General features: G+C 73.2%; 12 protein-coding genes. 10 read left to right on the plus strand and 2 right to left on the minus strand.

Annotation, left to right across the window (positions count from 1 at the left end; genetic code table 11):
* Positions 1-44 precede the first annotated feature (44 nt).
* Complete coding sequence (locus CP981_RS20875; RefSeq protein ID WP_085928067.1) at positions 45-518, minus strand: MarR family winged helix-turn-helix transcriptional regulator; 474 nt, start codon at positions 516-518, stop codon at positions 45-47.
* A 57-nt stretch (positions 519-575) separates the two neighbouring features.
* Between CP981_RS20875 and CP981_RS20880 the strand changes: the two genes are divergently transcribed.
* The 7 genes from CP981_RS20880 to CP981_RS20910 all read left to right on the plus strand — a co-directional run bounded on the left by CP981_RS20880 (position 576) and on the right by CP981_RS20910 (position 9,729).
* Entirely contained in the window at positions 576-1,406 is an 831-nt protein-coding gene (locus CP981_RS20880) for an alpha/beta fold hydrolase (protein WP_085928068.1), read from the plus strand.
* Positions 1,407-1,499: 93 nt separating this feature from the next.
* On the plus strand, positions 1,500-2,036 hold the full coding sequence (locus CP981_RS20885) for an alpha/beta hydrolase (RefSeq protein WP_280117068.1): 537 nt from the start codon (positions 1,500-1,502) through the stop codon (positions 2,034-2,036).
* A gap of 153 nt (positions 2,037-2,189) precedes the next feature.
* Positions 2,190-3,236 carry an ATP-grasp domain-containing protein gene (locus CP981_RS20890; protein ID WP_085928070.1) on the plus strand — a complete coding sequence of 349 codons (1,047 nt, stop codon included), beginning with the start codon at positions 2,190-2,192 and terminating at the stop codon, positions 3,234-3,236.
* Entirely contained in the window at positions 3,233-4,096 is an 864-nt protein-coding gene (locus CP981_RS20895) for an ATP-grasp domain-containing protein (RefSeq protein ID WP_085928071.1), read from the plus strand. The genes CP981_RS20890 and CP981_RS20895 overlap by 4 nt, the downstream gene beginning before the upstream one ends.
* A gap of 154 nt (positions 4,097-4,250) precedes the next feature.
* Entirely contained in the window at positions 4,251-6,485 is a 2,235-nt protein-coding gene (locus CP981_RS20900) for a terpene synthase family protein (RefSeq protein WP_085928072.1), read from the plus strand.
* A 222-nt stretch (positions 6,486-6,707) separates the two neighbouring features.
* Positions 6,708-8,843, plus strand: a complete 2,136-nt coding sequence (locus CP981_RS20905) for a nuclease-related domain-containing DEAD/DEAH box helicase (RefSeq protein ID WP_085928073.1) — start codon at positions 6,708-6,710, stop codon at positions 8,841-8,843.
* A gap of 199 nt (positions 8,844-9,042) precedes the next feature.
* Entirely contained in the window at positions 9,043-9,729 is a 687-nt protein-coding gene (locus CP981_RS20910; RefSeq protein ID WP_085928074.1) for a chitin-binding protein, read from the plus strand.
* Between the two features lie 181 nt (positions 9,730-9,910).
* Here CP981_RS20910 and CP981_RS20915 read toward each other — a convergent pair whose 3' ends face one another.
* On the minus strand, positions 9,911-11,575 hold the full coding sequence (locus tag CP981_RS20915; RefSeq protein ID WP_085928075.1) for an FAD-dependent monooxygenase: 1,665 nt from the start codon (positions 11,573-11,575) through the stop codon (positions 9,911-9,913).
* Between the two features lie 71 nt (positions 11,576-11,646).
* Between CP981_RS20915 and CP981_RS20920 the strand changes: the two genes are divergently transcribed.
* The 3 genes from CP981_RS20920 (at position 11,647) to CP981_RS20930 (ending at position 14,291) form a co-directional block, all read left to right on the plus strand.
* Complete coding sequence (locus CP981_RS20920) at positions 11,647-12,372, plus strand: TetR/AcrR family transcriptional regulator (protein ID WP_085928076.1); 726 nt, start codon at positions 11,647-11,649, stop codon at positions 12,370-12,372.
* A 4-nt stretch (positions 12,373-12,376) separates the two neighbouring features.
* The gene (locus tag CP981_RS20925) at positions 12,377-13,177 is read left to right on the plus strand and encodes an Fpg/Nei family DNA glycosylase (protein WP_085928077.1); all 801 of its coding nucleotides are present in this window, start codon (positions 12,377-12,379) and stop codon (positions 13,175-13,177) included.
* Positions 13,178-13,352: 175 nt separating this feature from the next.
* A complete protein-coding gene (locus CP981_RS20930) occupies positions 13,353-14,291 on the plus strand; it encodes an alpha/beta hydrolase (protein WP_085928078.1) in 939 nt (312 codons plus the stop codon).
* The last annotated feature ends 8 nt before the right edge of the window (positions 14,292-14,299 follow it).

Below are 14,299 nucleotides of genomic sequence, written 5' to 3' on the forward strand. Positions count from 1 at the left end.
CGGTAGCCGTTCGGCGCGGGCCGCCTGCGTGGCCGGGGGAGGGGTCAGTCCACGTCGACGTGGTCGAAGAGTGCCAGCATCCTGGTGAGCACCCGCACGCATGCCGTGACCTCCGCGTCGGTCAGATCGCCGTCGACCTGGCCCAGCAGCGCATGCTCGCGCACGAGCACCGCGGTGATGGCGGCCCTGCCGTCGTCGGTCAGCCGGATCAGCGAGGAGCGCTGATGGGCGGGGTTGGGGGTGATCTCGACCAGGTGCCGGGCCGCGGCGTCGTGCACCATGCGCTGCACGAACTGCCGGCTCAGCGCCTGTGCGCGGCCCATCTGCGGGACGGTCATCGGGCCGTTCTCCCGGAGCAGATCCAGGACGGCGCGGACGCCGACGGACAGCCCCTCGATCGGGGCGGCCTGTTCGACCTTGCGCTGGACCCGTCGGTACAGCGGGCCCACGAGGTCGAACACCTCCGTGAGCCGGTGGGCGAGGTCATCGGGCGGCAGGGGCGGGGCGGTCTCGGTCACAGGACCATCATGACACCCTGGTTGCCAAGTTGCGAGAAGAATGACACCTTGGTTGTCATGACTGATGCCCTTGATGTGCGCACGTTAGAGACGCCGGACGGACTTCTCGCCTATCGCGAACTCGGCAGCGGACGGCCCGTGGTGCTGCTGCACGGCGGGTTCGTGGACGGCGGGATGTGGGACGACCAACTGCCGTACTTCGCACGGGACCACCGGGTGATCGTGCCGGACGCCCGGGGGCACGGCGCGTCCGCCAACGCGACCCGGGCCTTCCGCCCCGCCGACGATCTCGCCGCGCTGCTGCGCCACCTCGACACCGGCCCCGCGGTCCTGGTGGGACTGTCGATGGGCGCGGCTACGGCGGTGGACACCGCGCTGGAGCATCCCGGTCTGGTGCGCGCGCTGGTGGTCAGCGGCGCCGGGACCAGTGAGCCGGAGTACCACCACCCCTGGGCCCGGGGCGTGCTGGCCGCCCAGGCCCGCGCGATGGCCGCCGGCGACATCGAGGGGTGGATCGACGCCTTCCTGATGTTCGCGGCCGGCCCGCACCGCACGGTCGACGCGGTCGATCCGCAGGTCGTAGGACGCGTACGGGACATGGCGGAGCGGACGTTGGCCAAGCACACCGGCGCCGAACCGGACTGGCGGGTGCCGGTGGCCGATACCTGGGCGCGGGCCGCGAAGATCACGGTCCCGGTGCTGGCCGTCCACGGCGGCCTCGACTCGGACGACTGCATCGGTATGGCCGAACGCCTCGTGCGGTCCGTCGCGCACGGCCGTGCCGTCACCATCGACGGCACCGGGCACTACCCCAACATGGAGCGGCCGGACCTCTTCAACCGGACGGTGGGGGCGGCGCTGCCCGCCCTCTTCGCGCACCAGAACTGATGCGCCGGGCGGTACCCGGACCCGGGCGGACCGGCGGCGGCCCTGCCGTCCGACGGGCGGGCAGGGGAAACCAGTTGCTCCGCACTGACCCCGCTGACAAGGTACGCGGACCGCCACCCCGACCGCATCGGCAAGATGGCGCTGATCACGCCCAGCGTCCTGGCCGTCGGGCTCGACATCACCGGCGACCTCCGGTGCGAGACCGCGCGGCTCCGCCACGAGGAGCCGTGGTTCGCCCCCGCGTTCGCGGCCTTGGAAGCGCTCGTCGCGGGCAAGCCGGCGGACGGCTGCCGCGAGGCCATCGCGCCGTTCTTCTACGGCCGTTGGGACGCGGCGGCGCAGGCTCACCGGGCCGCGGAGGACGACCAGCGGAACGCCGCGGCCGCGGCTGTCTTCGGCGCGGAAGGCGCCTTCGAACCGGAGGCCACCCGCGCGGCGCTCGCCGGTTTCGGGCGGCCGGTGCTGCTGCTCGCCGGAGAGGCCGACCTGGGCGCCCCGCCGCCTGTGATGGCGGAGTTCACCGGCCTGTTCCCGCACGCCCGGCTCGTCGTGCAGCCGGGCGCCGGGCACTTCCCGTGGCTCGACGATCCCGGGCGCTTCACGGCGGCCACCGCGGCGTTCCTGGCGTAGGCGCCGGTGTGGGCGCGGCCCACCGGATGCGCCTCGGGCGGGCCGGGGCCCGGTGCGTGGGTGCACCGACCCCGGCGGACTCCGCATGGGATCCTGGTGTGTCGAGGATCTGCCGGACGGTCGGTGGACGTGCGGCGATGACGAGGGTGCCTGATGAGACTCTGCTTCCTGGTGGAGGAGCAGTACCGCCATGACGGCATGCCGCTGGAGGTGATCCACCAACTCCGCGCCTGGGGGCACCAGGTGGACGTGGTGTGGCCCGGCCGTTCGCTGATCCGGATATCCGAGGCGATCCAGGCGGGCAGCCACGATGCCTGGGTCCTCAAGACCGTCTCCGGCGGTCCGGGCCTGACGCTCCTGGAAGCGGCCGCTTCGGTCGGGCTGACGACGGTGAACGATGTCCGGGCCATCCGTGGCGTACGGGACAAGGCGCTGGCCGCGGTGATCGCCCGCGGCAAGGGGCTGCCGGTCCCGGTGACGTACGCGGCGGCCCGTCCCGAGGAGTTCGCGGAGATAGCCGAGGCGGAGTTCCCGCTCGTGGTGAAGCCCGCGGACGGCAGTTCCGGGCGCGCCGTACGGCTGGTGGCGACGCCGGACCGGCTGCTGGAGCCGGGCGGCCCGGCGGGCCCTGATGGACCGGTCGGCGGGCTGCTGATCGCCCAGCCCTATGTCCCCAACTCCGGTACGGATCTGAAGGTCTACAGCGTCGCCGGGGAGCTCTACGCGACCGAGCGGTGCTCACCGCTGCACCCCGCACACGCCGTACGCGAACGGCAGGTGCCGCTGACTCCTGAAGTCGCCCGGATCACCGCTGAGATAGGCGACGTTTTCGGCCTCGACCTCTACGGGGTCGACATCCTGCTCGGGCCGGACGGCCCGGTGGTCGTCGACATCAATGACTTCCCCAGCTTCCGTCAGGTGCCGGACGCGGTCGCCCGGGTGTCCGCCGCGGTCCTGGACCTGGCCCGGAACGGGGCGCGGGGACGGGGGCGGGAGGCGTGCGGGGGAGAGGCGTCCGTACGGGAGGACGCGCAGGACATGCCGGACGCGCAGGACACGCAGACGGCGGGCCGGACGGGTGCCGCGGCCGCGCCGGCCACGGCGCAGGCCGGCGCGACGGCCGCCCCGCCGTCCCCGTTCGCCGCGCCGTCCGTTCCCCGTCCCACCCGGCCCGCGGCGTCGATCGGCGGCGGCCGGTGAGGATCTGTCTGCTCACCGCGGACCCGGGGCATCCGCTGCTGGCCGCGGTCTCCGGGCTGCTGACGCCGGATCACCGGGTCGAAAGCCTGGACCCGGGCGCCGGGGGGCCGGGCCCGGACCTCTCCTCGCTCGCCGATGTCTATCTCCTCAAGGCCCGGACGCCCCGGGCGCTGGCGCTCGCCGCGCGCCTGGAGGAGCACGGCGCCCCGGTGCTCAACTCGGCTGCGGCGACCGCCCGGTGCCAGGACCGGGTGGCGATGGCCGCCGTGGCCCGCGCGGCGGGGCTGCCGTTCGCGGCCACCCGCTCCGTGGCCACCCTGGGGGAGCTGGCCGCGGCCGGTACCCCGGACGGCCCGCTGGTGATCAAGAGCCGGTTCAGCCGCCGCCGGGACCTGGTGACCCGCGCCGACAGCGCCGTACGGCTGCGGGAACTGGCCGCCGACTGGGCCGAGGAGCCGGTGGTGGTCCAGGACTTCACCCCCAACAGCGGCTGGGACCACAAGCTGTGGGTGGTCGATGGGCAGCTCTTCGCCGCACTGCGCCGTTCGGAGCTGGCCCCGGACGGCCGCGGTCCGAACGTGCCGCTGCCGGTCGGCGAACTGCCCGCGAGCTGGACCGCCGCCGCGCTCCGGGTCGGCGAGGTCTTCGGCCTGGACGTCTACGGGGTGGATCTGCTCGACGCCGGGGGCGGTGCGCCCCTCATCGTGGATATCAACGCCTTTCCCGGGATCCGCGGCCAGGCCGGTGCTCCGGAGGCGCTGGCGGCGCTCGCCCTGCGGACCGCGGAGCGCGGGCGGGCCGGCGGCGCGGACGAAGGAAGCGCGGACGAAAGAAAAGTGCCACAAGTCAGCCAGAAATGAACCCGGTTGGTGCCGCTCCGAACCGAAGGGGAGCGGAGCCGGAAGCTCCTCCTCCGTAAGGCCTAAGGCGCTCGGCCCCGGGGTAGCGCAGCCCCGTCAGGGGGGCGTGATCCACCGCGCTTCCTTCCGTACCTATGGGGAGAGGCCAGCAACGGTGACACAGCCCTTCGAACTGCCGCATTTCTATACGCCCCATCCGGCGCGCTTGAACCCGCATCTGGAGACGGCGCGTACGCATTCCAGGAAGTGGGCCCGCGACATGAAAATGCTGGAGGGCTCGGGCATCTGGGAGGAGAAGGATCTCGACGCCCACGATTACGCCCTGCTGTGTTCCTACACCCACCCGGACTGCGACGCCGACGCGCTGTCGCTGGTGACCGACTGGTATGTCTGGGTCTTCTTCTTCGACGACCACTTCCTGGAGAAATTCAAGCGGACGCTGGACCGGAAGGGCGGCAAGGAGTATCTGGACCGGCTGCCCGCGTTTATGCCGATGGACCTGAGCGCGCCCCGTCCGGAGCCGGCCAACCCGGTCGAGGCCGGGCTCGCCGACCTGTGGATGCGCACGGTGCCGCAGATGTCCGTGGACTGGCGGCGGCGGTTCGCCGAAAGCACCGAGCATCTGCTCAACGAGTCGCTGTGGGAACTGTCCAATATCAATATCCACCGGGTGCCCAACCCTGTGGAATACATCGAGATGCGCCGCAAGGTCGGTGGTGCGCCCTGGTCGGCGGGCCTGGTGGAGTACGCGACCGGCGCCGAGGTGCCCGCGTCCGTCGCCGCGTCCCGGCCGCTGCGGGTACTGCGGGACGCCTTTTCCGATGCCGTCCATCTGCGCAATGACCTCTTCTCCTACCAGCGCGAGACGGAGGAGGAAGGCGAACTGAGCAATGGCGTGCTGGTGCTGGAGAATTTCCTGGACTGCACCACCCAGGAGGCGGCGGAAGCCGTCAACGATCTGATCACCTCCCGGCTCCAGCAGTTCGAGAACACCGTCCTCGCCGAACTCCCCGCGCTCTTCCTGGAGAAGGGGCTCGATCCGGCCGCCTGCGCGAAGGTGCTGGCGTACGCCAAGGGGCTCCAGGACTGGCAGTCCGGCGGTCATGAATGGCATATGCGCTCCAGCCGCTACATGAACGGCGGCGGGGCGGCGGCCGGCAGCTCGCGGCCCTGGTCGCCGTTCTCCTTCGGCGGTCTCGGCACCTCGGCGGCGGACCTGAAGACCGCCCTGGCCACGGCCGGTGCGCTCCGCCTCCGCAGCGGTACCCACCTCCCGCACCAAAAGGTCGGACCCTCCCAACTCCCCGACTTCTTCATGCCGTTCACCGCCACCCTCAGCCCACACCTGGAAGGCGCCCGGTCGCGGCTCGTCGACTGGGCGCACCGGGTGGGCCTGCTCCGGCCACAGCCCGGTGTGCCGCTCTCCGACATCTGGGACGAGCCCGCGCTGATCCGGCACGATCTGGCGCTGTGCGCGGCGGGCATCCACCCGGACGCCACCCCGGAGCAACTGGACCTGGCCGCCGCCTGGCTGGCCTGGGGCACCTACGCCGACGACTACTACCCGGCGGTCTTCGGCCGCACCCGCGACCTCGCCTCGGCGAAGGTGTGCACCGAGCGGCTGTCGGCCCTCATGCCGGTCGACGCCGCCACGTCCCCGCCCGAGCCGGTCAACGCCCTGGAACGCGGGCTGGCGGACCTGTGGCCCCGTACGACGGCCGGGATGGCTCCCGAGGCGCGCCGGGCGTTCCGCGAGACCGTCGACACCATGACGGCCAGCTGGCTGTGGGAGATCGGCAACCAGATCCAGCACCGCATTCCCGACCCCGTCGACTACATCGAGATGCGCCGGGCGACCTTCGGCTCCGACCTGACCATGAGCCTGAGCCGGCTCGGCCACGGCCGGCGGGTACCGCCGGAGATCTACCGCACCGGCACCCTGCGCTCACTGGAGAACGCCGCCGCCGACTACGCCGGCCTGATGAACGATGTCTTCTCGTACCAGAAGGAGATCGAATACGAGGGTGAGGTCCACAACGGCATCCTGGTCGTGCAGACCTTCTTCGGCTGCGACTACCCGACCGCGCTGCACATCGTCCACGACCTCATGACCTCGCGTATGCGGGAGTTCCAGCATGTCGCGGCCCATGAACTCCCCGTCGTCTACGACGATTTCCAGCTGTCGCCGGAGGCACGCGCGGCGCTGGACGGCTATGTCCGCGAGCTGGAGCACTGGATGTCCGGGATCCTCGTCTGGCACCGGGACTGCCGGCGCTACCGGGCCTCCGAGCTGTGCCACCCGGTGGGTTCGCCGGGCCGGCTGGGTGCGCCGACGGGCCTGGGCACGTCCGCGGCCGGCCTCTTCCGGTCGGTCGCGCGGGTCGGGTAGACGGGCGGCGGCCCGGCCCGGCCCGGCTCGCTGCCGCTGCCGCCGGGGCCGGGCCCGCTGCGGACTCCCCGTGGCATGCGCCCGTGCCCCGCCCGTGCGCACTTCCGCGTCATGTGCCATCGACCTATGGTTCATGACCCATGTGCTTCATGACCCATGTGGTGCATGACCCATGTGGTGCATGGCCCATGCGTTCGGGGGCGAGCGGTGAGGGGGCGAACGATGGCGGCAGGGAGTGCAGCGGGCGGGTCGGCGGGTGCGTCGGCGGCCCGGCGGGCGCAGCAGGCCCGTCGGCAGGAGCGCCTGTTACGGGAACAGTGGCAGGCCGCCCGAGCGCGGGCCGAGCGCTGGGAGGCGGCGAGCGAGGGGGAGCAGCGGGTCGCCGCCCAGTTGCTGATGCTGGCCGAGCGGGGCTGGCGGCTGCTGGTGGACCGGCGCTGGCCGGGCACCCGCGCGGCCAATGTGGACATGCTGCTGATCGGCCCCGGCGGAGTCTTCGTCATCGACGTCAAGAACTGGCGGGCCGCCCCGGAGACCTCGGCCGGCCGGCTGCGGGCCGGTGGATTCTCCCGCGACGAGCACCGCCGCAAGCTGCTCGCGGTCACCAAGGCCGCCGAGAGCGCGGTGGCGTCCCTGGGGATGTCCCCGGTGGCGGTGCGCCCGCTGCTGGCGTTCGCGGGGCATCGGGTCGACGCGGAGCTGGGCCGGGTGCGGCTGCTGGGCGAGCGGGAGATCGGACCGGCGCTGCTGTCGGAGCGCACCCGGCTGTCCGCCGAGTCCGTCCGCGCCCTCACCGAGCATCTGGAACGGGTCTTCCCCGAGTACGAGGCGCCGCCCGCCGCCCCGCCCGCCGTCACCCCGCACGCCGCAACATCGGACACCGCCTCCCGAATACCGGACGCCGCGTCCGACGGCCTCTTCGACCTCGACGGACTGCGGGACGCCGCTCTCGACGAGGCTCGCCGGGCCCCCATCGAGCAGTGGATGACCTTCCTCGACCCCGACCAGCTCGCCCTCGTACGGCGCAACTGGGCGGGCCCGGCCAGGATCAGCGGCCCGGCCGGCACCGGCAAGACGGTCATCGCCCTGCACCGCGCCGCCTACCTGGCCCAGCGCACCAGCGGCCGCATCCTGTACGTCACGTTCGCCAACAACCTGCCCCGCGTCCAGGCCACCTTCCTGAAGGCGATGGCCCCGGCGGTGGCCGACCGGATCGACTTCCGCAGCCTGCACTCCTGGGCACAGGACTATCTGCGTGACCGGGGCGTCCCGGTCCACCTGCACAAGGAGAAGGCGGAGACGGCCTTCAGCTTCGCCTGGAAACACGTCGGCCGGAACAGCTGCCTGACCGAGATCGACCCGCTGCACCCGTATTGGCGGGAGGAGATCGACTACGTCATCAAGGGCCGCGGCATCACCTCCTTCGAGGAGTACGCCGCGCTGCCGCGCCGTCGCCGCCGCGCCGGGCTGCGCCGCCCGCACCGGCAGGCCGTCTGGTCCCTGTACGAGGCGTACGAGGCACAGCGCACCGAGCGCGCCGTCCACGACTTCAACGATGTGCTCTCCCTCGCGCTCGCCGAGGCGGCCGGCCGGATCGGGCACAGCGCCTACACGGCCGTCGTCGTGGACGAGGTCCAGGATCTGACCCTCGTCGGGGTGCGGCTGCTGCACGCCCTGGTGGGCGACACCCCCAACGGCCTCCTCCTGGTGGGCGACGGCCAACAGGCCGTCTACCCGGGCGGGTTCCGCCTCTCGGACGCGGGCATCGACATCCGCGGCGACCGCGGCCAGGTGCTGCGCGCCAACTACCGCAACAGCAAGGAGATCGTGGACACCGCGCTCTCCGTCGTCGCCGAGGACGCCTTCGAGGACCTCGACGGGCTGCGCACCCCGGGCCGGCGGGACATCGACCTGACCTACCACGACGGCGAGGTGCAGCGCGCCGTCCTGCCCACCCTCGCCGCGCATGACGAGGCGCTGCTGACCGCGCTGCGCGGCCTGACCCCGCAGGAACTCGCCGGTTCCGCCGTGCTCTGCCCCGCGAAGCGCGCCATCGAGCACTATCAGCGCCTGCTCACCCGGGCCGGCCTGCGGGTCTGCTCACTGGACCGCTACGACGGACACCCGGTGGAGGCGGTGAAACTCGGCAGCTACCGCCGTGCCAAGGGCCTGGAATTCAAGCGCGTCTATCTGCCGCAGCACGACACCCCGCCGCCCACGGGCGCCCCGGACGGCCGCACCCCCGCCGAAACCGCCGACGAGCGCGCCGAACTGGCCCGCAGTCAGCTCTACGTCGCCATGACCCGCGCCCGCGACGTCCTCTGGCTGGGCAGCGTCCGGCCGGTACGGGAGAACTGAGCGACGGGAGGCGGCCCGGCCCCGTCGCTCCCGCCCCCGCCCCCGAGCCTGCCGATGCCGCCCGTAATGTCCTGCTGCACGGTGAATCTCCCCTTCGGTGGGAATATCCCGGGAGGGCGTCGGGAACCCCACATGGCGACATCCCGCAAGGGCCTGAACCAGGACCGGCCCGCCGCCATGGCTGACAGGAGTTCCGACTGTGCGACGCAAGATCGCTTTCCTTGGTGCGCTGGCTCTCACCGGGGGGCTCGTCGCGTTCGCTCCCTCCGGCGCGCATGCCATCACCGGCGTCATCACGTACCACACCCGGCCCGACAACCGGCCGCACGAGATCCTCGACCCCGGCGACGACCACTGCTACGGAGTGGGGGACGGCTACGGCGAGGTGGACAACGACACCCCCACCGACCTCGTCCTGTACAACGGCCGCGACTGCACCGGCTCCGTGGTGACCGTCGTGCGCGCCCGCGGCTGGCTCACCGCGAGGTTCGGCAGCCTCCAGCTGAGCTCGGACGGCCCCCGCGAAGAGGTCCCCTCCGCCGACGAGGACCGCTCCGAGGACCCGGACCGCTCGGACAATCCGGACCGCTCCGACGACCGCGACCCCGCCGACAACGACCGGGACCCGGCCACCAACGACCGCCCGAACCGCTCCGACGGCCAGGACCCGGCGGACCGCCCGGACCGCTCCGACGCCCGGGACTCCTCCGGCAGCTCCGACCCCTCGGACGACTTGGACCACTCCGACCACCCGGGGGACACGCAGGACCCCGACCGTTCGGAGGACCGCGACCGGCCCGCAAGTTCGGCAAGCCCGGTGGACCCGGTCAACGCGGGGACCCCGGGACGCCATGGACGACCGGGCCGCCCGGGGGCGGCGGGCTGAGACGGGGCTGAGGGGGCGGGCTCGTGGGGCCGGCGCAGGGGTGATCGCGTAACGGGAGCGCCGGCCCCGGCGGGAGCGCCGGCCCCGGCGGGGGCGGACGCTGCGTCAGGGGCGGACGGCCTGAGGCCGCCGGGCCACCTCTGAGCGGGCCACCCCTGGGCCGGGCCACCCCTGGGCCGGTCTACCCCTGGGCCGGGGTGCCGGCCCAGTCGGTCAGGGCGCGGTGGCGCTCGATGCGGCGGTCCGGCAGGGAGGGTGCGCGGGTGGCCCAGGCGATATGGCCGTCGGGGCGGATGAGGATCTCCCGTACCCCGTCGAGGTCGGCGCGGTGGTCATGGCGGGTGACGGTCAGGGCGGTCACCCGGGGGCCCCAGCCCGGGGTGACGGTCTGCCGCAGCTGCTCGTCGCCCGCGAGGTCCAGCAGGACGAACCGGCCGGGCGGCAGGAGCTCGTGGACGCGGACGGCCGCGGAACCGGCCGCCGTCAGGGCGATATCGGGCATCCGCCGTCCCGCCAGGGGGTCGGCGTCGGCGGCGGTGGGCGGATAGGCCGTGTCGAGCGCGGAAATCCGGCCGGCCAGGCGGCGGTTGACCTCCTCGATGCCCAGGAGCTCCGTGAGCAGGGTGCGTAGCGCGGCGGCTGGGCGCTGATACGGGGGAAGCAAGGTCAGCTCCATCAGCAGCGTCTGGACCTCGGTGTTCTCGGTGACCGCTTGTCCGACCGGATGCCGCTCGGCGTGGTAGCTGTCGAGCAGTCCGGGCGGGGCCCAGCCGTTGATCTCGGCGGCGAGTTTCCAGCCGAGGTTCATCGCGTCCTGGAGTCCGGTGTTGAGGCCCTGTCCGGCGGCCGGGAAGTGGATATGGGCGGCATCGCCGGCCAGCAGGACGCGTCCGGCGCGGTAACGGGCGGCGAGGCGGGTGGCGTTGCCGAACCGCGACAGCCAACGGGGCTGCGCCACCCCGCAGTCGGTGCCGCAGAGGTCCACCAGGGAGCTGCGGAACTCCTCCGGTGTCAGCGGTTCGGCGGACGGTGTGCGCATCCGCCGCGGGTCGATGAGGACGAGGCGGGTGAGGCCGCCGGCCCGCCCCTCTGCCGGTCCGTCTGCCGGCCCGTCCGCCGGTCCGTCCGCCTCCAGCGGGGCGACCAGGACACCGGCGGCGCGCGCACGGTCGAGGGCTGCCGGGTCCACGACCGCGAAATCCCCCAGTACGCCGGTCAGGGTCTCGTCGGTGCCGGGGAACGCGATGCCGGCGGCCCGCCGTACCGCGCTCCGTCCGCCGTCGCAGCCGACCAGATACCGTGCGCGGACGGTCCGCAGGCCGCCCCCGGGCTCGCGGACGTCCACCTCGACACCGCCCGCCGCCGTGCGCCCGCCCCGCTCGCCGTCGCGGCGCGCGAGGCCGAGCCCGGTCGGCCCTGCGCCGTCACCGTCGGCGTCCTGGCGCAGCCCGACCACCTCGTATCCGCGCCGGACCGGCACGGCGAGTTCGCGGGCGCGCTCCGTCAGCAGCTGCTCGGTGCGGGCCTGGGCGAGGAACAGGGTGTAGCCGTGCCGGGTGTCCAGCGCGCTGAAGTCCAGCCGGGTGGCCAGTCCGGCGAAGTGCCACTCCGGTACGGCGCGTCCGCGGGCCAGGAAGCGTTCCACCAGGCCGCGTTGGTCCATCAGCTCGATACTGCGCGGGTGCAGGGTCAGCGCCCGTGAATCCCGCTGCGCCGCGGTCCGCCGCTCAAGGATCTGCACCCGTACGCCGCCCAGCGCCAGTTCGGCGCCGAGCATCAGCCCGGTCGGCCCCGCACCCACCACGAGCACATCGACCTCGTCGGCCACTTCGGTAGCGGCGTCCATCGGCTGCCTCCCGCCCTCTGCGTATTTAGTGAACGGTGTTCACGTGAACGTTGTTCACTATAATGAGGTTCATGAGCGCCGCGTCAACCCCCAGCCCGTCCAGCCCGCCCGGCGTCCGGCCCGCCACCACGGGGCGGGGCCGGCCCCCGAAGCTCGACCAGGCGCGGACCGTCGAGGTCGCCCTGGTGCTGCTGGACGAGGTCGGGCTGGACGCGCTGACCATGCGGCGGCTGGCCGAGGCCATGGAGGTACGGGCCGGTGCGCTCTACCGCTACTTCGCCACCAAGCACGAGCTGCTGACCGCGATGGCCGAGGTGCTGCTGGCCGACTGTCTCGACCGGCCGTTCCGGTCGCCGGACTGGAGCGAGCGCGTGGCCGAACTGGCCCGCCGGATGCGTACGGCGCTCCTGGGCCACCGCGACGGCGCGCGCGTCTACGCCGGTACGCACGCCACCGGCGCGCACACCCTCGGTTTCGCCGACGCCCTCATCGGCGTCCTGCGGGAGGCGGGCTTCACCGCCGACGACGCGGGCCGGGCCGCGCTCACGGTCGTCCACTTCACCCTCGGCCACACCCTGGAGGAGCAGGCCGCCCGCCAGGGTGCGGACGCCGGTCCGGCGGACCCGGAACGGCTGCGCGCGGCGGTGGCCCCGGGGCAGTACCCCCATCTCACCGCCGCGTTGCCGGTGGTGACGAGTACGGATTTCACCGCCCACTTCGAATTCGGGCTGGGGCTGCTGCTCCAGGGCCTGCGCGCCCTCGGACCCGGCACCGCGCAACCGGGGACCGGCGGGTGACGTCATGCCCGAGCTGCCCGACGTCGAGGCGTTCCGGGGGATCCTGGCCTCCTGTGTGCAGGGGAGGCGGATCCGGCGGACCGAGGTGTACGACGCGGGCGTGCTGCACGGGGTGAGTGCCGGGCGGCTGCGCCGGGAGCTGACCGGCCGCCGGTTCGCCGAACCGGAGCGGCGCGGCAAGTGGCTGCTCGCGCGCACCGACGGCCCCACCGTGCTGCTGCACTTCGGGATGACCGGGGAGCTGGTGTGCGCCGGCTCCGGTGAACCGGCGCACGCCCATGACCGGGTGGTGTTCACGGTGACCGGCGGACGGCAGCTCCGCTACCGCGACCAGCGCAAACTCCAGGGCCTGTGGCTGGTCGACGAGGCCGGGCTGGACCGGATGCTGCGCGATCAGGGGCCGGACGCGGCGACGCTGACCCGTAAGGGGTGCGAGGCGGTGCTCGCCGGACGGCGCGGCAGCCTCAAGTCGGTCCTCATGGACCAGTCGGCGCTGGCCGGGCTCGGCAATCTGCTCGTCGACGAGATCCTGTGGCGCGCCCGGCTGCACCCCGCCCGGCGGGCCGGTGCGCTCTCCGCCGACGAGCACGGCCGGCTGCACACGGCGCTGCGCCGCACCCTGCGGTCGGCGGTCCGCGCGGGCCGCGTACCGCCGCGCAGCTCCTGGCTCACGGGACGCCGCGACGACCCCGGCGCGAGCTGCCCGCGCTGCGGTGCGGCCCTGTGCCGGATGCGCCTCGCGGGCCGCGGCACGGTGTGGTGCCCCGACTGCCAGCCCGCCCCGACCGCCGGGGGCGAGACCTGAACTCCGGTCCGCCGGGGAGAGACCTCAACTCCGGCCCACCGCACGCCGCCTGGCACTGCGAACGCGGTCAGCGGAGCCGGGCGGCGACACGGCGGCCGGCGCGACAGGAGTGTGACGGGGCTCACCTGAAAACAGTGACAGGACGTTGTCGCGGACCGCTGCGAGCGTGGGCGGCATGACGCTCACCGATGAGGACTGCCTCGCCGAAACTCAGGCATTCAACAAGCAATTCGAGACCACTGCCGTGAGCCGCCCGGCGCGCGAAGGGACGCCGGACGCGGCCCTGCTGGCCGCCCTGCGGCGCAACCGGCTCGGTGGCGACACACCACCGGTGAGGCTGCCGCAGGGCCAGGACCGTGTCATTGAGGGCGGGGTGAAGGTACGGGTCTTCGTGCCGGACCACGTGGAGGGCGTGTACCTGCACTTCCACGGCGGCGGCTGGGTGTTCGGTGCGGCGGACGGGCAGGACGAGCGGCTGTGGCAGCTCGCCGAGCAGGCACGGCTGGCCGTGGTCAGCGTGGACTACCGCCTCGCGCCGGAACACCCGTACCCCGCCGGGCCCGACGACTGCGAGGCCGCCGCCCGGTGGCTGGTGCAGCACGCCGCGACCGAGTTCGGCACCCAACGGCTGCTGACCGGGGGCGAATCGGCCGGTGCCCACCTCAGTGTCGTGACGCTGCTGCGGCTTCGTGACCGGCACGGCATCACCGGCGCGTTCCGGGCGGCCCATCTGCTCTTCGGCCCCTACGACCTGTCCATGACGCCGAGCCAGCGCTCGTTCGGATCCAGGCGGCTGCTGAGCAATACGGACACGCTGCGGCAGACCTACGAGCTGTTCACGCCCGGCACGGGGCCGGAACAGCGCCGCGATCCCGAGATCTCCCCGCTTTTCGCCGACCTCGCCGGTCTGCCGCCCGCACGGATCGTCGTCGGCACCGAAGATCCGCTGCTGGACGACTCGCTGTTCCTGGCCGGGCGGTGGCAGGCGGCCGGCGCGCCCGTGCACCTCGGTGTCGTCGCCGGCGCCATGCACGGCTTCACGCTGTTCCCGCTGACCATCACCGAGCGGGAACTGCGGCGCCAGCGGGAATTCCTGTCCACCACGGGACGGTAGCGTCGCGC

Source organism: Streptomyces platensis (assembly GCF_008704855.1).
In the GTDB taxonomy this organism is placed as follows: Bacteria; Actinomycetota; Actinomycetes; order Streptomycetales; family Streptomycetaceae; genus Streptomyces; species Streptomyces platensis.